Raw genomic sequence first — 26,590 nt, forward strand, 5'->3', positions numbered from 1 at the left:
GACAGGCGCTACCACATCCTTGTCCATACTGTTGCCAGCTTCTGAAGCTATGCAATCCAAAAAGACACCTCCCGATTAAAGGAAGTGTCCTGGTTGCACATACGATTAGGCTATCTGCCCTTCCCGGTAACGATCTGATTGATGTGATCCAGGGAGCCTTGAGAATTCACCCGGTTCTTACGAATTACAGACGAGATTATTCTGTCCGCAGGATCGGCGTCGTCTTAGCTCACATTCTCTCAGATTGTCTAAACTCTTCAATCGTATCGCGGTCGTACGTCAGCTGCGGAATCTTCACGGTCACTGTTGTTCCATGCCCGAATCGGCTTTCTATAGTGATCCCGTAACCTTCTCCGAACAGCAGCCGGAGCCTGTTATGGATATTGGTGATCCCAATGCCTTGTGCCGGTTGGCCGTCTGGCGCACGCTCCGGGGAATCCGTGTCCAGCTTGAGCTGGAGGGCGGCTAGTACTTCCGGTTCCATTCCTTTCCCTGTATCTGTAATACAGAAGCACACATCTCCATGTTCATCCATCCTTCCGGTAACCAGAAGCCGGCCGCCTTCGTCCATCCGCTCCAGTCCGTGATATACGGAGTTCTCCACAATAGGCTGGAGGATCATCTTAGGAGTCTTCATAGATAGCAGCCTCTCCTCCACATCAAGCTCCATGGAGAATTTATTCTCGTAGCGGATTAAGATAATCTTCATATACGCCTGAATACAGTCCACTTCTTCCCGGATCTGTACAAGATTATCCTTCTTGATGCTGTACCTGAAAATCTTGGACATGCAGAAGGTAATCTGGGCAATCTCCCTGCTTCCGTATTCCAATCCGATGCTGCTGATACAATTCAGCGTATTATAGAGGAAATGGGGATTAATCTGGCTCTGCAGGGCGGAGAACTCCGCCTGCTTCTGGCTCAGCTCGGACTCATATAATCTGGCCTGGGTACCGAACATATCCCGGGCCATCTCATCCATCTCATCCATCATCCGGTTAATGTCGCGGGCCAGCAGGCCCACCTCATTGGTGAACCGGACCTTGATGCGGAAGCCCATATCCCGCCGTCCGACCCTCTTCATATCCATAACAAGTCCCATCAGCGGACGCATCAGACTGTTCATGAAGAAGCTGCCGATTACGAGCATAGTCAGAATAATACCGATGCCCACAATAATGCTGACCTTCCGCATGGGAACCATATCTGCAGTAAGCTCCTGTACCGGAATCATACTAACAACCCGCCACCCGTCTGCCTGCTCCAGACCCTTGACCTGAACGAGAATCTCTTCTCCGTCAATGGTAGTCTTTACGCCGTTAAGCAGACTGTCCTTGTCCATAGACAGAATTTCCCGGAACAACGTGCCCCGTGCACTGGAATTCGTGGAGGCAATCACCTCGTCCCTGTTATTCAGAATATACAAGGTGGAGCTCTGCGTGAATTCCGTATCTTCTACCAGCCCCTGCATCTTGTCCATATTGACCATCACCGTGCAGTAACCTGTAATCTGGGAGAAATAGACTCCCCCAATATTCTCCACAATCGGCGCGATATAGAAGAACTGTTCCGTACCTGTCCGTACGTCTTTCAGAATCGTGGTGAACCTGCCCCGCTCCCGCAGCATGGGGTCATCCTTATATTTCTGAATAAAAGTTTCATAGGGGTTGATGAAAAAAATATCACCGCTTGCCGAGTCCAGACTGTGCAGCCGCCTTCCCTTGATGTCGTTAATGACGATGCCGTTCACATAGGAATTGAAGGATCTCATATATTCCATAAGATCCAGTGCGTACGGACCGCTGTCGAACGCTCTTTTGTAGTCATCAACCTCCACGGAGAATTCCTGAATCAGCTTGCTGTTGACTGCAATGCCGGTGCTGACCCGGATATCATTGAACACTGTATCAATCTTGCGGCGGGTCTGTTCGATCATCTGGTTGCCGTAAGTGGCAGCCCGTTTCTGGGTTAAATTAGAGAAGCTATGGAAGAAATAGATCTCCATGACGGTAAATATAACGATCGAGAAAAAAAAGATAAGCCATATCTGATGTTTTAATTTCACTTTACTGGTCTTCATGGCTTACCGCTCCGATCCGATTAGCTTTTTCTGAATTTGGTGGGCGTCATCCCGCAATGCTTCTTGAATACTTTATTGAAATAATAATAATCGACATACCCGGACTTAACGGCAATTTGCTCAATGGACAGGTCCGTCTGCTTCAGCAGCTCCCGGGCTTTCCTGATCCTCAGCTCTGCCACATATTCAGAGAAGGTTCTGCCCAGATTGTTCTTGAACAACTGGCAGCAATACACCTGATTAATGAAGAACTGGACAGACAGATCCTTCAGATACAGCTTCTGCTCAAAGTTCCGGTCGATATAGGCGACCATCCGGTTGAAGCAGGATTGAATATCCCCTTCCTGTAAGGAACGGCTGCTGCCTTGCCGGATGACCGTAAGGACGTCATGCAAGAAGCTGCACAGAGATGCAAAGTCTTCGAACCGTTCCTTGATCTCGGAATAATTGAGGAATTCCAGCTCCATGTCCCTCAGTTCCTCCGCGTACGCGTTCATAAGCATCCCGACGGCCTGATTCCATAAATAGACCACCTCGCCCATGCCCAGATGATGAAGCCTGAAATATTCCTGCAGCCCTGCAATGTACACATTCATATCATCAAGCGAATTCACGTGAATGATCGTATCGAGTTCATCAATGCAAGGTTTCACGAGATGAAGCTTCGGCTCATAGTGAACGGCTGCTGAAGTCTGCTCCAGAAAAATATGCGAGGCGGACAGGTCAGCTTCTTTGATCAGTTTGCTCACCTGCTGAAGCTGGCTGCTGATGCTGCTGATGCCCACACTTTGGATTCCCGTCTCTTTCAGCACCCCTTCATCCGGGGTCCACTCCAAGCTGCTCAGATGCTCAGCCATCCGCACGACCAGCAGCTTCCGGGACCCGGCTTCAACCTCCACGGCAGTTATGTTCCTGCCCTCCGGAGACAACAGCTTCCTGATACCCTTAAGTTCACTCCGCAAATAGACCGCAAACACTTGGTAATAGCATACAGCCATACTGGCCGGAAGCGGCAGGAAGCGCCTGATCTCGGTCTCATCCCCCGAGGTCAGCGCATCCAGAAGAAGGTGATTGCGCGTTGCGCTTCTCCGGGAGAAGTGAGCGGCCAGCTTCGCAATGAATGTATCTGCCATATCGACATCCAGAGGCTTCAGGAAATAATCGAGCGCCCCGTGGCGTATCGCTTCCTGGGCGTATTCAAATTCCCCATATCCGCTTACGATGACAAACTCGGTGTTCAGCCCTTGAGCTTTGGCCCGCTTCATCAGATCCAGCCCGGAGATATCCGGCATCCGGATATCCGTAAACACCAAGTCCGGCTGTTGTGTACACATGGCCTCCCACGCTTTGTAAGCGCTTGTAAATTGTCCCGTGATTTCAAAACCGTATTTCTCCCAGTCAAAGGCGTTCTGAATTCCTCTTATCGCCCATGACTCATCATCTACAATCATGACCTTGTACATGGGTAGCCTCCTGAACCTATGGATTCCTCTGAATAATAGTGAAATTGTCCGGGAATAGCAACCGAAATTCGGATAAACCATGATGATAAACTCTCAATGGCTTATCCGAATATGATGAGATTATTTTTTGGCGGCTTGGCTCTCTCTGTAATTCTTCACATTCTCCTCTTGAACAGCTTTACCGCCGGCGTCCATATATTCTTTCACCAGCTTCTCGTACAGGGCGTCGAACTCTGAAGGCTTGGCAACGATCAGCCTGTCAATCATTTGCTTGTTCATGTCGCCCAGCGTTTTGCCGTACTTGATATTGGCTTCGTTCGGTATGCCATAGTTGTAGCTGCTATAGCCGTCCGTTGTATTGATTGCATAGGAGTCAATCGCCAGCTTCTCATAACTCTTGTCCCCGGCTGCCAGCGCTGCCGCATAGGTTCTGACATTCTTTTCGGTATCGCCCAGCTCAGCGCCGTTAACAATCATCGTATAATCCATATTCAAATTGCTCATTTGCATTTTCTCGCCGGTCTGTGCAATCCCGTGAGGGATGCCGTCTACCATCTTGTGGTTAACGCCTTCATCACCGAACTGCAGGAAGAACATCACTTCCGGATCAGCCATCCAGTTCAGATATTTAATCGCCAGCTCCGCGTTCTTGCTGCTCTTGGGAATGAAGGAGAATATACCATTCTCATTATATACCTCTTTGAGGTATTTGCCTTCGTCATTCTTGAAGGTATCAATCGGAACATAGTTGGCCTCCGGCGAATTTTGCTTCAGCGGAACACGGATTTTTTGTGTCATCGGATAATCCCAGTTGGCGGCATAGAAGCCTACCTTGCCGTTGGTTACATCAGCATCCGCCTGCTTGGTTGTTTTGTCCAGGGCAAAATCGGGGCTGATCAGCTTCTCATTGTACAGCTTGTTCAGCCATTGGTAAGCCTCCTTGTTACCGGGCTTCAGCCAGTTCGACGTGGTGATGAATTCCTCCTCCGGCATGGACTTCCAGAACGATTGCACCAGGTTGCCGAAGGTATAGTTCATCCCGGCAGCCGCTGTAGCCCAAGGGATGACGCCGTCAACATTACCGGGGTTCTTGTCACGGAAGGCTACCAGCGTCTCATACAATTCGTCCCGGTTCGTCGGAACCGGCAGGCCCAGCTTATCCAGCCAATCCTTGCGGATGAACATTCCGTTCCAGGCCAGCAGGGTCCGCTTGCCCGGGATGGAGACCTGTTTGCCGTCATATTTTCCGTAGGAGAGCACCTTCTCACCCAGGTACGACTTCAATTGCTGGCCGTGCTGTTCCAGCAATTCGTCCAGCGTATAGAGTCCCTTGCTTTTGGCGAAGCGGGTGACCAGGGTCCCGTCGTAGGTGAAGGAAATATCAGGAGCCTGGTTCGCGGCCATTAACACATTCAGCTTGTCGACTTCCTGGGAGCGGGGGACAGGAACAAATTCTACAATGGCGTTATTGGGCTTGCCGAATTTCTCATTAACGTATTGGGTCCATTTGTTGTTGTTCAAATCCGGCTGTCCCTGAACCCCGCGGTCGAACACTTCTACCGTCAAGGTTGCCGGAGCACCGGAAGGGGCGCCAGATGCAGTCGTTGATGCCTCTGACGATGATGTCTCCCCGCTCTTGTTGCCATTGCCTCCACAGCCTGCGGCAACACTGGCCAGAAGAGCTGTACTACACAGAACTGCTGCTATTTTCTTCATGCCCGTCTTCACTAGAAACCACCCTTTCATGCCTCTGTTTATTGAAATCATCCAATCTGCAAATCCCTTGCATCTTTCATCCATCAGCCGCCGTCCACCAGCCCGGGAATCCCCCCCTTCATTATGATCCGCCTATCCTCAGCCCTTGATCGCCCCGGTCATCACACCGTCTACGAAATACTTCTGCAGTTTGGGATAGATCAGTAGAATTGGGATCGTTGTAAACATGACACTGGCTGCTTTCAGGGATTCAGGCACAATGAAGGAGCCTATACTTCCTTCTCCCCCCTGCTGGCTATCCAGCTGCTGATTGGCCGAAATGATCTGGTACAGCTTGAGCTGCATAGGGTACAGCTCCTTCTTCGTAATATAGAACAAGGCATCCTGGAAGCCATTCCACCGGTCCACAGCATAGAAAAGGCTTAATGTGGCAATGGAAGGCAGCGAGAGCGGAAGCACAATCCGGATGAGAATGCCCAGATCCGAACACCCGTCAATGGACGCTGATTCCTCCAGACTCTCAGGAAGCGAGGTGAAGAACGTTTTCAGGATGATCAGGTTGAAGACACTCATGGCGCCCGGCAGAATTAGACTCCATACCGTGTTCATCATACCGAGGTTTTTAACCAGAATATAGGAAGGAATCAGTCCGCCGCTGAAATACATCGTGAAGACGAGGGCTGACAGAATGAAATTTCTTCCCCACAGCCGCTTCTTCGTTAACGGATATGCCGCGCAAATGGTCAGGAACATGCACACGACGGTGAAGAAAATGGTAAGCACAATACTATATCCCAGCGTGTACAGCATATCCATATCGCTCAGAATGGTTTTGTAAGTCTCTATTGTGAAGCCTACCGGCCACAGTCCTACTTTTTGGGAAACGATCGCTTCATTGGAGCTGAGGGAAAGCGCTATCATATAAAGGAATGGAACAATACATGTGAAGGATAAGGCCACGATAAATACAATAATCGCAATATCGGCTACACTCATTTTTTTCCCTGGACGCACGTTCTTCATCAGCTTCACCATATTCCATCCTCCCCTAATTTCTTCGCGATGTAGTTGGCGCCTATGAGCAGGGTCAGACCGACCACGGATTGGAACAAGCCTACTGCTGTAGCCTGGGAGAAATCTCCCGAACTAATCCCCACTCTGTACACGAACGTACTGATTACATCGGAATATTCACTGACCAGTGAATTCCCCATCACGAAGGGGCGGTCGAACCCGATGGACACCATCCGGCCAATCTGAAGGATCAGCAGAATATTGATGGTCGGCTTAATGCCGGGCAGAGTAATATGCCACATTTTGCGGAGCCTGCTGCACCCGTCCATATCGGAGGCCTCATACAATTCCTTATTGATTCCGGTGATCGCCGCCAGATAAATGATCGTCCCCCAGCCGATATTCTGCCAGACTCCAACGAAGATGTAGGTGATCAGCCAGGGGACTTTCTGCGACAGGAACTCAATCTTCTCTAGCCCGAGGGCAGCGATGAAATGATTGACCATCCCGCTGTTCGAGAACATCAGGTATACAATCCCCCCAATGATCACCCAGGACATAAAGTGCGGCAGATACAGGACCGTCTGGGTTAATTTCTTGAATCTGGCCTGCCTTACTTCATTCAGAAGAATGGCCAGCAGAATCGGTGCCGGAAATCCCGCGATCAAATCCAGAACATTCAGAACCAGCGTATTCTTGAGTGCACGATAGAAGCTGTCCTGCTGGAAAATAAACCGGAACACATCGAGTCCAACCCACTCGCTCCCCCTTATTCCTGCGAAGATGTTGTAATCCTGGAATGCCATAATCAAGCCATAGATGGGAGCATATTTAAAAATGGCAATGTACGACAGAGGCACCAGTAAAAGGGTATAGAGGATGGCATCTCTTTTTATTCTGAACCAAAAAGTATTTCTCTTATTTATTCCGACACGATTTCGCTGATTGAATAAAACCGCTTTCATTTCTCTCATCCCTCCGGCTGTATTAAGGAGCTCTCATGTCCTTCATTATAGCTTCCGGGGAAAATAAGAAAATGTAATCCCTTAAATGAATTTGGTAATAACTTAAAAGGCTAAAAGTAATATAAAAAGAACAGCATCCTCCGGTTACGGAAGACGCTGTTCTTGCTGTACATTGAATTCTCTCGTCAAAATCTGATGTCAACCCTGCTTCAACGACTTGACGAGGTTAGCCCAGAATGCTGAATAGTGCTCCCATTCCATGAATTCCGTGGAGCCCCAGTGCGGTGAGCAGTCGCTGGCAAAGGCTGCGGTTCTGCCTTTGCCGTAAGTGCCAACGGTAAGAATGGCATCACCGTTATGGCTCAGCAGCTCCTCGGCCTCCGTCTTGGCCGCCAGCTTGTTGTATCCAAGCAGCTTCGGCCACTCGCCGTAGCCTGCAAGCGGATGTTCTTTGGCGATTGCAGGAGAGAACCCTGAAGGCATCTCCACCCGGTCATCTCCGTTCTGCATAATAACCGGCAGCACCTCGGCCAGTACCGTATTCGTGTAATTCGCCTTACCCTCAATTCCCATAAACGTCAGGTAGCCGCCGACCATCAGCAGACCGCCGCCTTCCTCTACATACTGCTTAATATTGTCCAGAGCGTTGGGTATGATTTGCATCTGGTAGAAAGTCGGGTTCTGCAGCAGGAACGTATTCGCTCCTACATCACTGATGACTATGGCATCATACGCTTTAAGCTCTTCAAGCGACTGGGGAAACCGGACCTGGACCTCATGGGCAGGCATATAGGTTACCTCAATCCCCTCTTTGCGCAGACAGGACAGCAGATAAGTGGCCCCTTCTTCATACTTCGTGGATGTAAAGCTGTCATACCCCTTGGTATGAATCATATGCACTACCCAGGATTCTCCAATAAACAAAATTTTCATATTATCATAGCCCTCCGTATTCCGTATTCCATATATGGTCATTAAGGCCTGCACGGCCGGTTGATCGCTAGCTTAAGCCTTCTCTGTCCCGCACCAGTCGATAATCGTCTTGGCGATCATTTTCACAGCCTGGATCACTTCATGTACGGGTGTGAATTCATCGCTGTGATGAGCCAGGCTCGGGTCACCGGGACCGAAGTTAATCGTCGGAATGCCTACATTAACCGGCCAGCCCATGTCCGTGTGGAAGCCAAGCCCTTCGATGGTGCCTGCCTCGCCAATCGCCTGCAGGGACTGGACACAGGTCTGCACAAACGGATGGGCCACATCGGTTTCTGCACAATCCGCGTCGACCATCCACTCGATTTCCGGCAGATGCTCACTTAGCCATGGATCTTGCAGAGCAGCCTGGCGCAGGAAGTCTGTCAATTCCTTCTTCACGTTCCCTCCGACCAGCTTCTCATCACGCTCGGACGGCAGGTACTGCGCATTAAAGACAATCTCTGCCTCATTCGCAAATGAGGTCGGGTATTCACCGGCGTTAAGCTGGGCCACATGCACCTGGCAGGGAATCGATAAATAAGGGTGAGTCTTGCTTACGGCCCACTGCTCATTCAACCGGTCGAACGCATCCAGGATATAGCGTGCTTTCTTGATGGAGTCTACTGCGCCGCCGTCTTTCCAGTCCGCCTGCGGCATTTCGATATGGCCGCTCCGGCCCTGAATCTTGATTTTGCCCCACAGAATCCCTCTGCACAGCGGAGCAATCGTCAGCGAGGTTGGTTCGGTCAATATACAGGCATCGGCCCGGTATCCGTGGTGAATGAAATCGAGTGCCCCCATGCCTCCGGCTTCCTCATCCACCACGGTTCCCACTACAACGGGCCCCTTCAGCTTAAGTCCACTGCCCAGAACCGCCTCCACAGCCATAATCATTGCGGCAACGCCGCCCTTCATGTCTACAGTGCCGCGGCCGTACATTTTGCCGTCCATGATCGTGCCTTCGAACGGATCAACCGTCCATTTCGAGCCCGCCATGACAACATCGATATGACCGAACAATAATAAGGACTTACCGGGAGCGTCTTTTCCGAAGGTTGCTGCCAGATTGGGTCTGCCGGTGAAATCGCGTCCCGGGTAATAACCCGCCATTCCTTCATACGGCTTCAGGTCATCCGCATTCGGCTCCCACATCTCGATCTCAGCGCCGAGGCCCTCAAGTTTACGGGAGATAAATTCCTGAACCTCCTTCTCCTTGGAAGGACCCGGTTCATCGAAGAACCACGGGTTGACGCTGGGAATCTGGATCAGCTGCTGCAAAAATTCCAGGATTTCCTCCTGATGATCTTCAATCCATTCCATGACTTGCTGTTCCTGATTCATCATCTCTGCTCCTTCTCGGCCGTCTGCACCGGGCTTGCATCCCGGTGTAACGGCGCCCGCTGTAGTCTAACCTTTAATCAAACCGGATGGTGTCTCCACCAATGAAATCCACCCACGGATTAATCATCTCATCTCCGAACTTGTCCTTCTTCTTCTCAATGGCAAAGAGATACCGGGCATCTTCAGACGCCGGATAAGCCGGGCTGTGCCAGACTCCGCGGCCGATGACAATGGCTTGTCCCGGCTTGATGCGGAAGCATTTCACAGTCAGGGGATCAGGCTGCTCCTCCGGGTCTTCGATGTCGTTGCAGCAGGCAACGGGCTGAATGATCTCCCGGTCGAAGGTGAGCAGCAGCTCCTCGCGGCTTACATGCCGTTCCATCGCAGTAACCACGAACGCGCGCTGCTGTGTTTCCACCAAGCCGAAGCCGATGGGCTCCGACACATCCAGCATCTGAATATAGCTCCAGCAGTCCCAGCCGTCACCTGTCTTGGATGGCTCGGTTGCCGGCAGATCAATGACTTTGCCATACGGGGCAAATGCGGTTCCCGTCAAATCTTCTATGATGACTCTATGTTCCATATAAGCTGCCTCCTTTCCAGCTTTGACTAGAAGTCAAAGCTGTCCACATTCTCACTGGTGACTTCAAGAGTGCCGATGAATACGTTCTGTCCGTCAACCTTGACAGCGCCCACGGTCGGAATTTCCATCCCGTCTTTAATTTCATTCCCCTGGGCCAGCTGGTCCAGAATGTAAACTGTAGTATATGCAAGCTTGCCCGGGTCCCAGATAATATCCGTTTTGATCGTGCCGTTGGCGATATAGTTCTTCACAACGCTTGGAACGGCAATCCCTGTAATGGCGATCTGCCCCTGCTCAATCGTGCCCGCCTTCACCGCCTGTTCAACGACCTCAGCCGCTGCCGGCGGCTCACCGCCCGCAAACCCGATAATCCCTTTGAGATCCGGATAAGTCTGGATTAAGTTCTGGGCATTGGCATAAGCCTTCTGCTGGTCATCGTCGCTCGATACGGTCGTTACCAGCTCGATGTCAGGATAGTTAGCTGCAAAATAGGCTTTGGCCGCATCAGACTTGGCAATCTGATTCTGGGAGCCGAGACCTGCCACCATGAAGGCAACCTGCCCCTTGCCGCCCATCTCTTCACCGATTGTCTTAGCCAGCAATTCTCCGACTTCTTCGTCAGTGGCCGGGGCTACATAATATTGACGGTCGGTATCCGGTGCATCGCTGTCCCAGGTGACGATCTTCACATCCTGGTCGGCAGCTTTTTTGAAGACAGGTCCTACCGCCTTGGCATCGTTCGGAGATACACCGATTCCGCTTACCTTGCGGGTCAGCATGTCCTGAATCATGTTGATCTGTTTGGATGAATCCGCCTCGGTTGGTGCATTGAATACAACCTTAACACCCATATCCCCGGCCGCCTGCTTGGCTCCCTTCTCCGCAGCAGCCCAGTAAGCAGGCCCGATCGATTTCGGGTTGATGAAGTAGGTTCTAGTGCCGGAAGCGGCAGCCCCGTTATTAGTCTGGGAGCCGGTGTCCGCCTGAGAATTCCCCGCATTTCCACAAGCAGTCAAGCTCAAAGCAAGTACGCCAGTCAGTAACGCTAATGTCATTTTTTTCATAGGGTTCACTCTCCACTAATTTTTTTATTTCCTACCGCAAGCAGCAGCAGGGCTCCTAAAATGACTGCCTGATACAGCACCGAAACGCCCAGCAAATTCAGACCATTACGCAAGAACACAATAATCAGCAGACCGACAAAGGTGCCGGTAAGACTTCCCCTCCCTCCAAAAATATGAGTGCCGCCTATCAGAGTAGCTGTGATGACATCCAGCTCTATATTGGTACCCGATGTCGCTTCGGCGCTTGCCAGCCGTGACACCAGGAATACACCCGCCAGTGCAGAGAACAAACCGCTAAGCATAAAGAGTGCGAAACGAATACGGACTACCGAAATGCCGGAATAACGTACGACCTCTTCGTTATTGCCGATCCCGTAAATATAGGTGCCGAATTTCGTTTTCTTCATGACGAAGCTGGCAATCAGGAACAACACGACCAGTACGATTGCATTAAATGGAATTCCTGCAATGTAATGCTGTCCAAGGAAGTAGAAGGAATCCGGGTAGCCGCTGATCGGTCTGCCTTCATTGATGACATAGACCAGGCCCCGGAGCATAACCAGCATTCCGATGGTGACGACAATCGCCTGCATCCTATGCCTTGCAATAAGATAACCGTTAACGGCCCCGCACATCAGACCCGCCACAAGGCCGAAAATGACGCATATCCAGATGTTGAAGCCCCGTTCAAAGGCGACCCCCATAGATACAGCGGAGAAAGCTAGGATTGATCCGACTGACAGGTCCATCGCACCGGAAATGATGATCAGCGTCATGGGTATAGCGATAAGCCCGACTTCAACCATCTGGTTCAGTACATTCATAAAGTTCGTAACGGATAAGAAATAGGGGGAGAGGAAGCTGAACAGGATTAGGATGAACAGCAGCAGTGACAGCTGAACGAGCAGCGTATTCGATTTGAGCGGCAGACGGCTTGTCCAGGCTTTCATACCAGATCCCCTTCTTTCCCTTTATTTTGGCGTGCCCGCTGGAGCGTATTGATGACGATAGCCAGGATAATCAGAAACCCGGTGGTTGCATCCACCCAGAACGGGGAGACCTTCGCAATAATCAGGCCGTTCTTGACGATGCCCATAAAGAGTACGCCGAGCATCGTTCCGCCGATGGTGCCTACGCCGCCAAAGATGCTGCCTCCACCGATCAGAACCGCAGCCATGACTTCAAAGGACAGGCTGTTGCCTGCGGTCGATGCCTGAACACTGCCTACCTTGGCTGCAAAGATAACGGAGGCGATTCCTACCAGCATTCCGGTTAACACATATACCAGGAACTTGGTTCTGGCCACATTGATGCCCGCCAGCTTGGCTGCAGAGCTGTTGCCTCCGACGGAGTATATTCTTCTGCCTCCCCGGGTGTATTTCAGCAAGTAGATGAAGATCGCAATCAGGAGCAGGGCTATGATCAGCGGAAACGAAATCCCCAGCACCATCCCTTGACCGAAAAAGCGGAAGCTGTCCGGGAAATTGTTCATCCATGTTCCGCCGCTTATCCCGACGGCAACCCCCCGGAAGATATACATGGTAGCTAAAGTGACGATGATATCCGGGATTTTCCTTACAGCGATAAAATATCCGTTCACCACTCCGCAAAGGACACCGATAACGACTCCGAGCAAAGCCGCTATGACGGGGGAAACTCCTTTACTGAGAAACAGCCCGACTGAAGTTGCCGTCACTGCCAGGACAGAGCCTACGGATAAATCCATGCCGCCCAGCAGAATGACCATGGTCATCCCGATTGCCACAATAAACATGGTCGTATTCTGATCCAGAATAAGCTTGAGATTAGTAAGGGCGAAGAAGTCCGGTGTGATGATGGAGAAAAGTACGATGACTAGGATCGTGAATATCATGATAGGTGCTTCATGTATATTTGAAATGCGTTTCATAAGGTGCCTCCCTTCCCGCGCGGATGTGAGGCCCGCTGCAGCAGCTGCTCCTGATCAGCTTCGCCATGGGCAAATTCATGTACAATATCACCCTGGTACATCACCAGCACCCGGTCACTGAGTCCTATAACCTCCGGCATTTCCGAAGAAATAAGCAGTATGCTTAATCCCTCCCGGGCGAGCTCGTGAATAATGCTGTAAATTTCCGCTTTGGCACCCACATCCACGCCACGCGTGGGTTCTTCAAGTATGAGAATATCGGGTTGGGCTGCAAGCCATTTGCCGATGACCACCTTCTGCTGATTGCCTCCGCTTAAGAAATCCACGGTCTGGCCATCATCCGGCGCCTTGATCCGCAGCTTCTTCATATATTCCGCGCTCACATGCTGAATGGCATTCCGGTCCAGCACTAGTCCTTTGGACAGCTCGGGCAGCATGGCGAAGGTGATATTTTGCCTGATGGACATCGGCTTAATGATGCCCTGGCGGTGCCGGTCAGGGGGGACATAGGCCAGCTTTTTAGCTTTGGCCTCACTGGGATTTGTAATCTTGACAGGCTGTCCATTAATCTCGATCTCCCCGCTTCCCCGCTTCAGGCCGAACAGACGCTCGGCAACCGTATGCGATCCGGAGCCCGGAATACCGAACAGCCCGGCAATTTCTCCTCTTCTCAGCTCAAATGAGATCTTGTGGCTGGCATCCAGTGACAGGTCCCTTACCTTAAGCACTACCTCTTTCCCATGCGGCTGCTTGCGGACCGGATACAACTGCTGAACCTCTTTACCTACCATCATCTGAATTAGGCTCTGCTCGGTGACTTCGCTAATAGGCTGAGTAGCAACCTTGTGGCCGTCTCTTAGAACGGTGACCTTGTCAGCAATCTCGAAGATTTCCTTCATCCGGTGAGAGACATACACGATGGCTACACCCTGTGACCGCAGCCGGCGGATGACTTCAAACATCTTCTTGACTTCATTCTCGGGCAATGCCGCTGACGGCTCGTCCATAATCAGCACATCGGCCTTGAAGGACAGCGCCTTGGCAATCTCGACCACCTGCTGGCTATGCACACCGAGGTGCCGCACCTCTTCACGGACATCGATGTCACCCCCTCCGATGGAGTCGACCAGCGCTTGGGCCTCTGCAACCATTCTGGACCACTTGATCCGGCCGAACCCGCCAGCCATTTCCGGACGGTCGATGAAGATATTCTCCGCTGCGGACAGATTCGTAAACAGGTTGAACTCCTGATGGATAATCGACACACCTTGGCGCTGGGCATCCAGCGGACTGCGGAAGACCGCTTCCTTGCCTTTTAACCTGACGGTTCCCCCTGTTGGCGGATACACACCGGAAAGGATCTTCATCAGCGTTGATTTGCCGGCACCGTTCTCGCCCATTAGTGCGTGGACCTCACCCGGATACAGCTCGAAACCGACATCGGTCAAAGCTTTTACACCCGGGAATTCTTTGCGAATACCCTCCATGGTCAATACTGGTTGAGTCATTCTGTGACCCCCTTTTTCATTCGCTATTGAAACATGGTTTTATAGTTACTTTAATAATTAAAAGCGTTAATTTGCGAAAGTGTTTGGGTGAAGAAACCTCTTTTTCACGAAGGAAACTGATATTTCTATGGTAAGTTATGAATTTCTACGGCTAGGAACCAGCCTGTTCAAGAAAAGTATTAACCTGCTCTATCACGGGTATAGAGCTTTGAGCTCCAGGAGCGGAGACGGTTATCGCGGCTGCAGCGGAAGCATATTGCAGACTGTCTGCCAGTTCCTTGCCTGCATAGTAGGCTGAAGCGAAGGCTCCGATAAATGTATCCCCTGCAGCTGTAGTGTCCACGGCTTCCACAGGATAGGCGGGAATCTCGATGATATTCCCGTCACCATCCATGTATACAGCCCCTTGGCTGCCCAGTGTAATAATCAATTGCGGAATTCCATCCTCCAATAACAACCGGCCCGCGCTGCACGCCTCCTTGAAGCTTACAATCCGCATCCCGCTCAGTGCCTCCGCTTCGGTTTCGTTCATGATCAGTAAGCGTATTCCTCTGAGCTGGTCACGGTCAAATCCGGTCACCGGAGCCGGGTTCATGCATACGGGGACGCCTGCAGCTACGGCCCTATCAATTATCCTGCGATTCACAGAGCCTGGAATTTCATTCTGCAGGAGGATGACATCGTATGGGGACAGCACCAGCGCTTCCAGATCGTCTCCGCCATAACTATAGTTGGCTCCCGGCGACAGGATAATATTGTTCTCCCCTGAGGAATCAGTGGTAATGAGTGCGATCCCGGTCGTTTCCGGCTTGCGGGCAATGGCTGTGGTATCGATCCCCTCATCTTCAAGCTTCCGGCATATCTCTATGCCAAAAGCGTCGGTGCCTACTCCTCCCGCCATCGCTACCTTGGCCCCGGATCGCGCTGCGGCACAGGCCTGATTGCCTCCTTTCCCTCCTGCATGAAAGCCAGTACCCAGACCATGTAACGTTTCACCGGGAACAGGAAGCCGGTCTACCCGGGTCACAATATCCATATTCATGCTGCCTACGACAAGAATGTTAGCCATACCTCTTCCTCCCGTGCTACTCTACTTTAGCTTTTTAACGGAACCCCGCTTGATCAGCTCCACATCCAGTATCACTTTTTTTAGCTTTGGTGAAGACCCGTTTGTGGGCACCTTGATCTTCTGAATAAGCATTTCCGTCGCGTGCAGCCCCATCTCTCTCATCGGTCTGCCCACAACAGTCACTTGGGGCTGGACAAACTGGGCGAGTTCGTTCTCGTCAAAACCAATTAAAGATATATCTTCACCTATCCGCAGATTCAAGTCCCGGATGGCTTTAATAGCCCCTGTACAGATCACATTATTGGTAGCAAAAATTGCTGTGGGCGGCTGTTCAGCCTGCATAAGCTCTATCGTAAACCTGTATCCGTCTTCCTCAAGCCACCGGCCCTGCTTATGATAATTGGAATCCGGCGTAATACCATTCTCATGCAGAGCCTGATGATAACCCCAATATCTGTCTTTGCCGTCATTGAAGTCATGTGCTCCGTCGATAATTGCGATACGTTCATGGCCATAGTCCACAAAATGTCTGACCGCCTCGTAGGCCCCCCGGAAGTTATCAATCAGAACACCGTCATGCCCGCAATCGTTGATAAACCGGTCCACCAGGATTGTAGGCTTGCGGATGTTGCGGTAGAATGCGGCCTCTTTGTGCGTACCGATAAGAATAATTCCGTCAACATTGCGTCCCAGAAAACCTTCGAAGAACTCTTCCTCCTCCGCCTCATCGTTATATGTAGAGACAACGAGTGTGGAGAATCCCTCTTTCTTAGCCGCTTCCACGGTTCCGCCAATGACGGCGGTATAGAATGGATTCTGAATCTCCGGAACAACGACTGCAATCATATGGGTTTTCTTGTTGACCATAGACGCAGCCATCGTATTCGGAACGAAATTAAGCTCCTCGATCATCTTCAGGATTTTTTTGCGGGTTGCATCACTTACACGATCCCGGCCATTCATTACTCTTGAGACAGTTGCCACCGAGACGCCCGCAAGTCTGGCCACATCTTTGATGGTAAGCTCTTTATCCGCCATAATTTTCCTTTCTGTCATAACGTTTACGCAAGAATTAGACTTCTATATCAACGTTATAATCAGTGAGTTTGGATTTATTTGCAAAAACGTTTTCGCAATTTCTAGGTTTATTTTAGTATAGGAATTCATGAATTACAATAGGAAATACTTAAAATTTAAAAATAAAAACGCTTACAACTGTTATTTATGACATTATTGCGTTATGTATTCGGTTTTTAATTTCTTTATAATGGAAATAATCTGTTTTATATGTTAGATAACATAACATTTGATATTTTTAGAGCGTTCAATTTTGATGAATGGGTTGGAACGGATTTTGTGAAATATAAAATTCAAGCGGGAGGCATTCAGGGCTGTGAATTTGTAAAAACGTTTACGCAAATATTCCTACACTTTTCTTTGGGAATGTCCGCCTTTTTTTTCTGTCTTCGTGCCCGTTAAGCTAGGCCCGCATAAAATAACTTCATGAGATTAAACGGAATGGCGGGATGATCAGTGGATGAAATCTGCGGAAACGATAAGCCGGGTGGCACAAGCCTGAGAGAGTCCGGGTTCTACCGTGATGTGTGGGAATGGGAGGCTTCCGTTCCCTCTGGAGCCAGGGAAAGAGTTGTACCTTTTGACTTTGGTGGAGCCGCTGAATATAAGGCCCCCAACACACTTGAACCGGAAGTTCACCCGTACCTGCAACCCTATACTCTTCACCCCGGAGTCGGATATGTGGCATGTATTCCGAGCGGGCGTGTATGGGGACGATCTGGGGCGGTCCTGACATCAGACAACAAACTGATCTATGACCTATCCCCCGAATACGATGGACAACTGCACAGAATGCTGACACTGGAAGAACACCCGGCGTTGCAGCGGCGGGAGGCCTTGGAGCATCAGGAGGTCCCTGGAACGGCTGCTGTATTAACTTTTTGCGGGAGCCATAACTATTTTCACTGGTTATATGATGTGCTGCCGCGGCTGGGGATGCTTAGGACTCTAAATCTCTCGTTTCATACCCTCATTATGAACCCGAATCCTTATGGGGCTTTCGTGGAAGAGACGTTAGCCATGTTTGACGTACCGGAATCGTCCGTAATTCACGCCGCCAATGACCGGGAAATTCAGGCCGAGCGGCTGGTGGTTCCTTCCCTGATGATGAATTCCCATTATCCGCCTTGGACCACTGCTACCCTCCGGAGGTTTATGCTGCCCGGACACGTCACACTCCACCATTCACCAAGCCGTATTTTGATTTCCCGGGGCCAAGCATCTGCCCGCCGGTTCACTAACGAGAACGAAGTCATCCGGCATTTGGAGGCGTACGGATTCGTTCCCGTTTGTCTGGAGGATTGGACCGTGGCCCAGCAGGTTCAGCTCTTTGCTTGTGCCAAAGCGATAGTTTCCCCGCATGGTGCGGGACTGGCCAATCTTGCTTTCTGCATGAAGGGAACCGTTGTTATCGAAATTTTTCATATCCGGCATGTAGTGCCTACTTACTGGATGATCAGCAACCACAACAAACTTGACTACTACATGATGTACGGACAAGATGACGGTACAGCACAGGAGCGGTTTCCGGGACTTGCAGACTTCACGGTGAATTTGGACCGGCTGGAGCAAACACTTGTTATGGCCGGACTGAAGATGCAAGGCGCATGAGCAGCCGTTCAGGTGAAGCAGACCGTCATTACATTCCACTCTCATTCAAACAACTGCTTATGCTTATTGAAAAACTGATAAAAGAATTGGACATTGTCCAGCTCAAACCATTCTGCTGTCTGAAGAGGTTTTGCATCGAGGTTGTATATTTTTGCCTGCAGTGTGCCTAGAACATAGGGTGAATGAGTAGCAATGATGAATTGGCTGTCCAAATAACGCGCCAGCTCATTGATTGCTCGGCCATTTTTATCTGATTGGCTGGAGACAGTGATGTTTCCGGCTCGTCCAGTAAGTACAATTGCCCGGGCAGCAGATATTCCTCGAAAAACTGCATGGATGTTTCGCCATTCGAGTATTTCTCTTGTGAGAACTGAATGTCGTCCAGCTTTTTTTTGAACGCATAGGTTGCTTCATATTCTGCTGCCTGTTCTTTGCTCATTCCTTTGTTCATCTGCTCATATAACAGTCCCTCACGCAGGACGGAGGCTTGTTGGATCTTCTTGACCTCATATAGAATATCCTCTGATTTCAGATACCGGCTTCCTTCTGGAAGCCGCCTGATTGTACGCTCTTGCTCATCCTGCCCGAGCTGATAGCTGCTCCTCTCCACAAACCGCTGAGCATAAATACTATGCCCATAGCTGGTCATTCTTTCGGCTCCCGGAATCCCCAGCTTGCCCGAAATTACATTAAGTAACGTGGATTTACCGCTGCCATTATTGCCATAGAGCACTGTGATCCGGTCAAACAACAGCACCTCCCCGGCGATATGTTTAAATACATGGTCAGGGTAGATGTTGGGATTACGCTCGATTTCATCAGACAGCTTAAAGCTCCGCAAATAAATCATGGCTGTGCTCCTTCCTCTGTAGCTCCGCCATCGGCTCCCGGAGACCCCGGCTCCAGCCGGAAGTCATCACGGGCGGCATCTTTGAACTGCGGCTCGGCAAATCGTGAGCCGGAATCATTGCCTGAGCCGCGCTGGTAAGCGGCGAAGCCGGTGTAAGGTTTCTTTTTCCAGACCCAGAACGCCTCATCCGCTCCAGCCTCAGCGTAATAAAGATTACCATCCACCGTGTTATTCCGGTTGCTCTTGTATTCGTTGCTGATGAAGACGCTGGAATCCCCAGCTACAATAATATTCTTACTAATCGTATTGCCGCTTAAGTTCGCTTGCAGATACAATTGTCCGTTGCCGTCGCCCAAGAGGTCATTCTTGTACAGCGTATTGGATACAACCGTACTATCGCTAGTGCCGCCGCGTCCTCCGTCATAACCGCCCATTGCAATGCCGGTCAGTCGATTGCGGTAGATCAGGTTGTCTTGTACCGTGATGCCGCTGGTTAGCCGTCCCTTATGCTCGGAAGCAAGCTCAATCCCAATGTCATTGTCGTATACGCGATTCTCCGCGACAAGGATTGACCTGCCCCCGTCGATGTATATTCCGCCCGCTGCATTGCTGCCGTTCGGCACAGAAGCGCCGTATGACGGATTAGTATTGGATGAAATCCCGTAGACTACATTGCCCCGAACCGTTCCGTTCCTTGCCTGGTCTACCGCCATGTCTCCGGCCGTACCTTCATAGCCGATCAGGTCAATCCCGATGTTGTCATTGTCATGAATGATATTGTTCGTAATCGCAAAAGCATCCACATTGCCATTCACAGCCAGCGCTTCACTGGAACCGAGGACCAAATCATACACTTCATTGCCGTCAATGGTCAGGCCAACCAGGGCTGCGTCTGTTTCAGTACCGTACACCGCTATCCCGTGGGCATCTCTGCCGGAAAGCTCGTCCCCCTCAGGAATGGCGGTATTGGCGATGGAATGAATGCGGTTATTCAGTAACGAGATGTTCTTCCCTGAGCCGTGAATATAGATGCCTGCAGGCACTTCACCTCTGGTTGACGTCTTATAATTGCGAATTTCCAGTTCCCTTATGGTTACATAGCCCGCCTGACCGATCTCGATAAGTCCTTCCAGCCCGTTAACTGGCAGACCTTCCCCGTCAAGGACTGCTGTCTCATTGGGATAACCGGCGAACACGATAGGTCCCGCCGCCGCTGAGCCTCCTCTTGAGATGCGCAGCTTCTGATGATACACGCCTCCGCGAATATAGACGTAACTACCCGGACCGGCATGATCGGCAGCATACTGGAGTGTCTTCCAGGGTGAATCTATCGTCCCCGGGTTAGTGTTATCTCCAGCTATAGATACGTAGTAGATATTAGCGGCATCCTCCGGATCTGTATTTACAGTTGGCGAAGCTGGTGAGATGGGCGGAATGGAAGAGATTGGTGAGGTTGTATCCGGCAGCGGTGGATACTGGCTGCCGGAACATCCCCAGATCATAAGCAAACAAAGTAAAATGGCGGATCGCCGGAAGTTTCTAAGCATATTCGCCGTCCTCTCAACTACACTTCTATATAATTGCGGAAATTCATTCCATTGATTATCATAATTGATTACCCTAATCAAGACAAACCAAGAGAAGCGTATTCTATATAAAAGGCAATAAAAGGGCTATATAGCAAAAAACAGACCCGGATAGGATCTGTGTGCGTACAATTCGAGAGACATCTGCATAGATCGCGTGTAGAGGTAGACATAAAAGTTGTACGTTTTACAACTTTGATTCGTAAACAGCAGGGTATTCGTAAGGATTGTTGTATGAAATACAAGAATAATCCGTCTACGCCGCTTGAAACAGATGAAATGCTGCATTTTTTACAACAATTTTGGATTTGAGCCGATATGGAAAGGGGAATGTTGTATTATGTGCAGGATTTTATGAAAAGCTACAGAACTTCGTCTTAAGCCCCAGAAAAAAAGATGAACCGGGAAATTCCTGCGGCAACTGTAGCCGCCCGGAGCCCGGATGCCACATTATTCACGGTTGAAGGATTTGGTTGTATGTTAAAATCTTAAGTTCTTAAGTTCTAAAGTTCAGCCTATTTAGCTGGTCATTGTCCTGTTAATCAAATACCTGGCGTAATTCAACCTGGCCTTCACCATGCCCTTGCGGGTCCGGCATGCGCATAGCCCACGCGAGGGCTTCTTCCCTCGATTTCACATCAATCAGAATGAATCCGGCAATCAAGTCTTCCGATTCCGTGAAGGGGCCGTCTGTAATTACCGGGTCTCCCCCTGCTGCCGGATACGAAAGGCGAATCCCGTTTGAGCTTGGATGAAGTCCTTTTGCTGCAACCCGTACACCTGCCTTAACTAATTCCTCATTATACTTTGTCATGGCTTGCCTGAGTTTCCGGACTTGGGAGATTCCCGGCCTCCGAATCCTCCAATGTATTTAGGTCAGTCCGTCGCTGTACCGGAAGCACCATACTCTTCGATTTGAAGCTTAACCTCAAGGTGTACCGGAAGACTGGTGAACGTCTGATCCCAATGCTCTTTCACTTTCCGCCATACCTCAGGATGCTGAATTCTCAGGGTTTTACCGAATCCGCCGACGTCGGCATGCAGCTCATGCTGCATTTTATCAATTACGGTCTTTACCAGCTCCTTTACCTCCTTCTCCAGCTCCATGGCATCCCGTCTCATAAAAGCCGCATCCAATCGGTCCCCGTCTGTTGAGAAGGTTTCGGCGTACCGGCCTTTCGATTCGATCTTTACATGGAACGAAATCTGCCCCTCCTCCACAACCGCCTTGATCTTGCTGCTCATCGCTTTCACCTCATAGGTGATCAGCCGGCCGGTGTCATCCTTGTGGGTTTTGAGTACACCGCCTTTACCCTTGCCTGTCAGCCAGACTACACCCTCCAGCTCCTTCTCGCTCAAAAAACCGCTGAGCTTGCCTGACTCACCGTCAATGATTCCGGCTCCGGCAAACTTCATTTCATTCTCCGCAGCAATAACATTCTGCAGCAGAAAGCTCTTCTTGCTGTGCAAAGGTCCAACAATCTTGGTAATGGTTACCGGGTCCCAGATGCGCAGGCTCCGGTCACGGTTGCCGAAGATGCCTTCGAGCACAAAGGCCGGTGTCTGGCCGGGCAGCACATTGTTCAGTACATCCTTGGCTTTCCCCTTGCTGACCAGGACCAGCACGCTCGGGCGGATATCATTATCCCGGCTGAAGAAATCAATCAGCTCCGACAGCTTCGTGGAACGGGCCAGCTTCTCGCCAATAACAATTACCTTTAAGTGGTGCCCGATCGGCTGGCGGTTTGTGCGCAGCGAGAGCTCACGGATGGCCTCAAAGATAGAATCGCCGGTCTCGGTCATATTGTAGAAATTTCTTGAAGCAGCCCCTTCTTTTTTGGAGCCTACAGCGCCTTGCGGCACAATAAATTGATAGGTCGCTGATATCCGTTCGCGTTTAGGATAGTCTCCTCCTTCACCTTCGAACTTCTTTTCAATGGCAGTCTCATCAGCCGCGTCCAGCGCTACCGCTACTTCCATATTCAAATTCTCAATCGGTGCACTGCTCCAGCAGGCCGTTAACAGCATTATCTGAGCAAACGACACAATCAGCAGAATGCAGCGCTTCATGAACCGGCTCTCCGGAAATAAGCAATGAGCAGCAGCGGCAGCGGGATCAGACCGAAGAGCACAATCGCCCCATTGCCAAGCCCTGTGCCAAAGGCAAATAAATTATTAATGTTGTGCGGCGCTTCCGTGATGAGATAAGCAACCGGCAGCAGCAGGAATAAACAATGATCCAGTTTGAGGTTGAAGATATGCGAGACTCCCAGTGCAGCGCCGTAAAAAGAGATACAGAATGTACAGAAAATCTGCATAATCCAGATTACCAGCAGCAGCGACTCAAACCGTTCGAACAGAAGATTCACTTCAAAGCTGCGGATCAGGTCAATGAATGGCCAAGTCCGGGTAACCACTCCTTCTACAGAAAATGCCCCGATCGTCAGTATAACCGCCAGCAAATAAAAAACCATTGAGATCAGGGTTCCGATTACGAGAACTCTGCCGGCCCGTTTGGGCTTGTCCATAAAAGCAACAAGAAACAGCAGTGCTTCGCCCGCTGTATAGGTTAGGGCCGTTGGCTTAATTCCTCTCCAGACCGGAGCGAGGCCTTCTCCAAGTACAGGCCGCAGATTGTCCAGATCGAACACCTTCAGGCTGAGCAGGCAGACGCCGAAGAATATGGCACCGGCCATAGGAGCAACGAGTCTGCTTAGCCGTGATAAGGCATTGATTCCCCCTCTGCACAGATAAAGGGCGACCCACAGGAACATGCCGGCTACTGCCCATGGAGGGGTACCTTCCAGGAGGAAAAACATAGTTACCTCCTGCATAGTACGCAGCTCGTAGCCGGACACCGCGAGGAAATACCCGATGATCACCAGCCCGAGCAATACGGCGACCGGTTTACCGGTAATTTGGGTACTGTATTGAAAAAAGGTCTGGCCCGGAAACCTCTGGCTGAGTCTGACGATAATTACACCTGCTGCCATTGAACAGAGCGACCCCAGTATTACTGAAATCCACACATCGGGCGTGCCTGCAGCCTGTACGGTTGTCCGGGGAAGGCTGAATATCCCGGCTACGAGAATGTAATTTACCATAATAATGGTCGCCTGACTCGTTGTAATTTTGTCATGGGCTTTAGTGATCATTGGCTCACCTCCCTTTCACTTAAGCTTATCTTTTACGCAGCTTATCCTTTGGCTCCAAAAGTGAAGGACGGCGCTTCATCAACTGCAGCGGTACCCGGACAATAAAGTCGCGAAGGTCACTCATCCGGTTAGGGGTGATCATGCTCAGATAAGGCACACCGAAGCTCTTCAGCTTAATCAGATGACTGCTCAGCAGGAGGAAGAACAGTACTACACCGTACAGCCCGAAGGTAGCGGCGAAGAACATCGCGAAGAAGCGGAGAAACCGCAGGGTGATCCCTGCACTGTACATCGGCACCGAGAAGGAAGAAATCGCCGTAACGGCAACGACAATGACCAGAATCGGGCTGACAATCCCCGCTTCTACCGCCGCTTGGCCGATGATCAGACCGCCGACGATACCCATGGCCGGGCCAATCGGCTTAGGCAGACGCAGACCCGCCTCACGCAGGATTTCGATCGAAATCTCCATAATGAGCGCTTCGATTAAGGTCGGGAATGGAACTCCCTGGCGTGAGCTCATGATCGAAATCGCCAGCTTGGTCGGAACCAGACCGGGATGGAAGGAGAGGAAGGAAATATAGAGCGCCGGAGCAAACAGTGATACGGAGGCGGCGAAGAAGCGCAGCATCCGCAGCAGGGAGCCGGAGAACCAGCGGTCATAATAATCCTCGGGGGATTGCAGCAGCATCCCGAACGTCACCGGCATGATCAACGCAAACGGCGTGCCGTCAAGCAAAATGGCAGCCCTTCCCTCCAGCAGTGCGGCCATCACCCGGTCCGGCCGTTCCGTATTCTGAATCTGCTGGAAAGGGCTGAGATAATTGTCCTCTACCAGCTGTTCGATATAACCGGATTCCTGCACATCATCGATATTAATCGTATGAATTCTCCGGGTGACTTCTGCAATCAGTTCATCATTAGCTATCCCTTTAATGTAGGTTAGTATCAGCTCTTTCTCGACTCTTTCTCCGACCGTAAAAGAAATCATCGCAAGATCGGTGTTCTGTCCGTGCCTGCGCAGCATGGCCGTATTGTCGCTCAGCGCTTCCGTGAAGCCGATTCGCGGGCCGCGCAGCAGCGCTTCCGAGATCGGTTCCTCTACACTTCTTGTATTCCCTTTAGACGTCCCCAGGATGAAGACCTCGCTCATTCCTTCGATCAGCAGCACCGCAGAGCCGAATAACACCTTTTTGAGCGACATGTCCAGCTGATTGGTGAATTCAACTTCCGAGACCAGCACCACCTGATGAACAATGATTTCTTTCAGGCTCGCCGGATCAGGCGGAGTGTCCAGCCCTTCAAATGGACGTGCTGCATTCATCAGCGGCCTTAGGATATTGCGGTCCATTCCATCCTTGTCGGTGAGGCCGTCCAGAAAGAACAGCGCTGCCTTCAATTTCAGGGTCCCTACACGTAGCTCCCGTACATTAACATCCGACATATCCGCACTGATCTCCCTAAAGGTCTGTAGATCCTGCTGAAATTGTCCGGTATAGGTTAACGTTGGCTGCTGATTATTCTGCGAAGTAGTTGAAGGAACAATCTTATTATTTTTCACAGCTTCACTGGTTTGCTCTGCTTCACCGGTATCCTCGGAGCTTGGCACGCCTCCGCCCTTCTGCCCTTCAGCCCGTCTTCCCCGGGTACTTGCCTTGCCTTCCTTAGCGCGAAGCCACAGCATGCATCTTGTCAAAATGACCGGAACAATAAAAATAATAAGTGCCTGCATGCACACACTCCAGCCGGGAATGTAACCCGTAATGCTCTTCCACAACACAAACACCCCCTCTGATCGTAACCCTTATTTTGGCCGAAGCTGGATAATTCATGCACACCTGCTAATTAAGACGAATTCAACCGTTTTTCTGAATCTATTTCACATCAAAAAAGCGAGTCACGGAGGACTCGCTTGTCAGGAATGGTGCTTATTATTTGCTGGTAAACACGCTGTAGACTGTTTCCTTATCATTCTGCACATAAACCACGTTGATTGTACTCACTTTCCAGTCCTGAAACGTTAAATAAACATATTCTGAGCCGGAAATTGTGATTATGAGGCCTGAGGATTTTTGATACAGTTCATCACTGGGATCGAGATAGCTGTATTCAAATCTTTTTTTAAGATACTCTGCGTATTCCTTCCCGGTTAATTCACTCATAAACTTATCTTCCAAGGAATAACGGTAGGCAGCAACATATCCGGGTCCTTTACTAAAGTTAAAATAAGCTGCTTCCCGTCTTGCGTAGCAAAAGCACTCCGTAGTACGTTCGAGTATCTTTCTGATGCGAATGAGGCGGTATCGAAGGATCTGAGAAGAGACTTACCCTTCATATCATAAACATACACTCCGCCCGTGGTTTCAAATATTACCTTATCTCTATCTGCATAAATAAGGTGCGGAGGCTCAGAGCCAATAAAGAAATCATCAATTTTCTGTAAGTCAATCTCTGGAATAATAACTTCATTTTGATTTGCGGCAGCCTGGGTTGAAGCGGCTTTATCCCGATCATAATAATGCAAGAAAAGCATGATAACCACAACGCAAGCAACAACAGTAATACAGGAGAGTAATCCTGTTTTTCTATTCATTTGGCCTCCAGGCTAAACATGCTTATATAAC

General features: G+C 50.3%; 22 protein-coding genes and 1 pseudogene. 1 reads left to right on the plus strand and 22 read right to left on the minus strand.

Annotation, left to right across the window (positions count from 1 at the left end):
• Nucleotides 1-229 precede the first annotated feature (229 nt).
• The 14 genes from NYE33_RS22600 to NYE33_RS22665 form a co-directional block, all read right to left on the minus strand.
• Nucleotides 230-2,080, minus strand: coding sequence for a sensor histidine kinase (locus tag NYE33_RS22600; protein ID WP_341067657.1), 1,851 nt, complete (start codon nt 2,078-2,080; stop codon nt 230-232).
• A 20-nt stretch (nt 2,081-2,100) separates the two neighbouring features.
• Nucleotides 2,101-3,543, minus strand: a complete 1,443-nt coding sequence (locus NYE33_RS22605) for a response regulator (protein ID WP_341067658.1) — start codon at nt 3,541-3,543, stop codon at nt 2,101-2,103.
• Between the two features lie 120 nt (nt 3,544-3,663).
• The gene (locus NYE33_RS22610; RefSeq protein WP_341067661.1) at nt 3,664-5,289 is read right to left on the minus strand and encodes an extracellular solute-binding protein; all 1,626 of its coding nucleotides are present in this window, start codon (nt 5,287-5,289) and stop codon (nt 3,664-3,666) included.
• A gap of 108 nt (nt 5,290-5,397) precedes the next feature.
• The gene (locus tag NYE33_RS22615; RefSeq protein WP_081970010.1) at nt 5,398-6,294 is read right to left on the minus strand and encodes a carbohydrate ABC transporter permease; all 897 of its coding nucleotides are present in this window, start codon (nt 6,292-6,294) and stop codon (nt 5,398-5,400) included.
• Nucleotides 6,288-7,238 carry an ABC transporter permease gene (locus tag NYE33_RS22620; protein WP_341067663.1) on the minus strand — a complete coding sequence of 317 codons (951 nt, stop codon included), beginning with the start codon at nt 7,236-7,238 and terminating at the stop codon, nt 6,288-6,290. The genes NYE33_RS22615 and NYE33_RS22620 overlap by 7 nt, the downstream gene beginning before the upstream one ends.
• Nucleotides 7,239-7,436: 198 nt before the next feature.
• Nucleotides 7,437-8,171 carry a glutamine amidotransferase gene (locus NYE33_RS22625; protein WP_042137493.1) on the minus strand — a complete coding sequence of 245 codons (735 nt, stop codon included), beginning with the start codon at nt 8,169-8,171 and terminating at the stop codon, nt 7,437-7,439.
• Between the two features lie 72 nt (nt 8,172-8,243).
• Entirely contained in the window at nt 8,244-9,557 is a 1,314-nt protein-coding gene (locus tag NYE33_RS22630) for an ArgE/DapE family deacylase (RefSeq protein ID WP_341067666.1), read from the minus strand.
• 70 nt (nt 9,558-9,627) lie between these two features.
• Complete coding sequence (locus tag NYE33_RS22635; RefSeq protein ID WP_336100303.1) at nt 9,628-10,137, minus strand: ureidoglycolate lyase; 510 nt, start codon at nt 10,135-10,137, stop codon at nt 9,628-9,630.
• Between the two features lie 26 nt (nt 10,138-10,163).
• Nucleotides 10,164-11,201 carry an autoinducer 2 ABC transporter substrate-binding protein gene (locus tag NYE33_RS22640; protein WP_341067668.1) on the minus strand — a complete coding sequence of 346 codons (1,038 nt, stop codon included), beginning with the start codon at nt 11,199-11,201 and terminating at the stop codon, nt 10,164-10,166.
• 5 nt (nt 11,202-11,206) lie between these two features.
• The gene (locus NYE33_RS22645) at nt 11,207-12,151 is read right to left on the minus strand and encodes an ABC transporter permease (protein ID WP_042137486.1); all 945 of its coding nucleotides are present in this window, start codon (nt 12,149-12,151) and stop codon (nt 11,207-11,209) included.
• Nucleotides 12,148-13,110: an ABC transporter permease gene (locus NYE33_RS22650; RefSeq protein ID WP_341067670.1), complete on the minus strand. Its 963-nt coding sequence runs from the start codon at nt 13,108-13,110 to the stop codon at nt 12,148-12,150. The genes NYE33_RS22645 and NYE33_RS22650 overlap by 4 nt, the downstream gene beginning before the upstream one ends.
• Complete coding sequence (locus NYE33_RS22655) at nt 13,107-14,618, minus strand: sugar ABC transporter ATP-binding protein (protein WP_341067671.1); 1,512 nt, start codon at nt 14,616-14,618, stop codon at nt 13,107-13,109. The genes NYE33_RS22650 and NYE33_RS22655 overlap by 4 nt, the downstream gene beginning before the upstream one ends.
• A 151-nt stretch (nt 14,619-14,769) precedes the next feature.
• Complete coding sequence (rbsK, locus tag NYE33_RS22660; RefSeq protein ID WP_341067674.1) at nt 14,770-15,687, minus strand: ribokinase; 918 nt, start codon at nt 15,685-15,687, stop codon at nt 14,770-14,772.
• A gap of 21 nt (nt 15,688-15,708) precedes the next feature.
• Nucleotides 15,709-16,743: a LacI family DNA-binding transcriptional regulator gene (locus NYE33_RS22665; RefSeq protein ID WP_256703784.1), complete on the minus strand. Its 1,035-nt coding sequence runs from the start codon at nt 16,741-16,743 to the stop codon at nt 15,709-15,711.
• A 477-nt stretch (nt 16,744-17,220) separates the two neighbouring features.
• On the opposite strand from NYE33_RS22665, the gene NYE33_RS22670 reads away from it, so the two are divergent.
• Nucleotides 17,221-18,375: a glycosyltransferase family 61 protein gene (locus NYE33_RS22670; protein WP_341067677.1), complete on the plus strand. Its 1,155-nt coding sequence runs from the start codon at nt 17,221-17,223 to the stop codon at nt 18,373-18,375.
• Nucleotides 18,376-18,541: 166 nt separating this feature from the next.
• On the opposite strand, the gene NYE33_RS22675 is transcribed toward NYE33_RS22670, so the two are convergent.
• The 8 genes and pseudogenes from NYE33_RS22675 to NYE33_RS22710 form a co-directional block, all read right to left on the minus strand.
• The gene (locus tag NYE33_RS22675) at nt 18,542-19,225 is read right to left on the minus strand and encodes an ATP-binding cassette domain-containing protein (RefSeq protein ID WP_341067679.1); all 684 of its coding nucleotides are present in this window, start codon (nt 19,223-19,225) and stop codon (nt 18,542-18,544) included.
• Nucleotides 19,222-20,727 (minus strand): right-handed parallel beta-helix repeat-containing protein, encoded by a 1,506-nt coding sequence (locus NYE33_RS22680; protein WP_341067682.1) that lies wholly within the window; start codon nt 20,725-20,727, stop codon nt 19,222-19,224. The genes NYE33_RS22675 and NYE33_RS22680 overlap by 4 nt, the downstream gene beginning before the upstream one ends.
• Before the next feature lie 622 nt (nt 20,728-21,349).
• Nucleotides 21,350-21,716: pseudogene (locus tag NYE33_RS22685) on the minus strand (YciI family protein).
• Nucleotides 21,688-22,881 (minus strand): Ger(x)C family spore germination protein, encoded by a 1,194-nt coding sequence (locus NYE33_RS22690; RefSeq protein ID WP_042137473.1) that lies wholly within the window; start codon nt 22,879-22,881, stop codon nt 21,688-21,690. The pseudogene NYE33_RS22685 and the gene NYE33_RS22690 overlap by 29 nt, the downstream one beginning before the upstream one ends.
• Complete coding sequence (locus NYE33_RS22695; protein ID WP_042137471.1) at nt 22,878-23,966, minus strand: GerAB/ArcD/ProY family transporter; 1,089 nt, start codon at nt 23,964-23,966, stop codon at nt 22,878-22,880. The genes NYE33_RS22690 and NYE33_RS22695 overlap by 4 nt, the downstream gene beginning before the upstream one ends.
• Nucleotides 23,967-23,991: 25 nt before the next feature.
• Entirely contained in the window at nt 23,992-25,743 is a 1,752-nt protein-coding gene (locus NYE33_RS22700) for a spore germination protein (protein WP_042137470.1), read from the minus strand.
• A 154-nt stretch (nt 25,744-25,897) separates the two neighbouring features.
• On the minus strand, nt 25,898-26,128 hold the full coding sequence (locus NYE33_RS22705) for a hypothetical protein (protein WP_341067684.1): 231 nt from the start codon (nt 26,126-26,128) through the stop codon (nt 25,898-25,900).
• Nucleotides 26,125-26,559 (minus strand): hypothetical protein, encoded by a 435-nt coding sequence (locus NYE33_RS22710; RefSeq protein WP_341067686.1) that lies wholly within the window; start codon nt 26,557-26,559, stop codon nt 26,125-26,127. The genes NYE33_RS22705 and NYE33_RS22710 overlap by 4 nt, the downstream gene beginning before the upstream one ends.
• Nucleotides 26,560-26,590 lie beyond the last annotated feature (31 nt).

It is taken from the genome of Paenibacillus sp. FSL R10-2199 (assembly GCF_038000235.1).
In the GTDB taxonomy this organism is placed as follows: domain Bacteria; phylum Bacillota; class Bacilli; order Paenibacillales; family Paenibacillaceae; genus Paenibacillus_AQ; species Paenibacillus_AQ phytohabitans.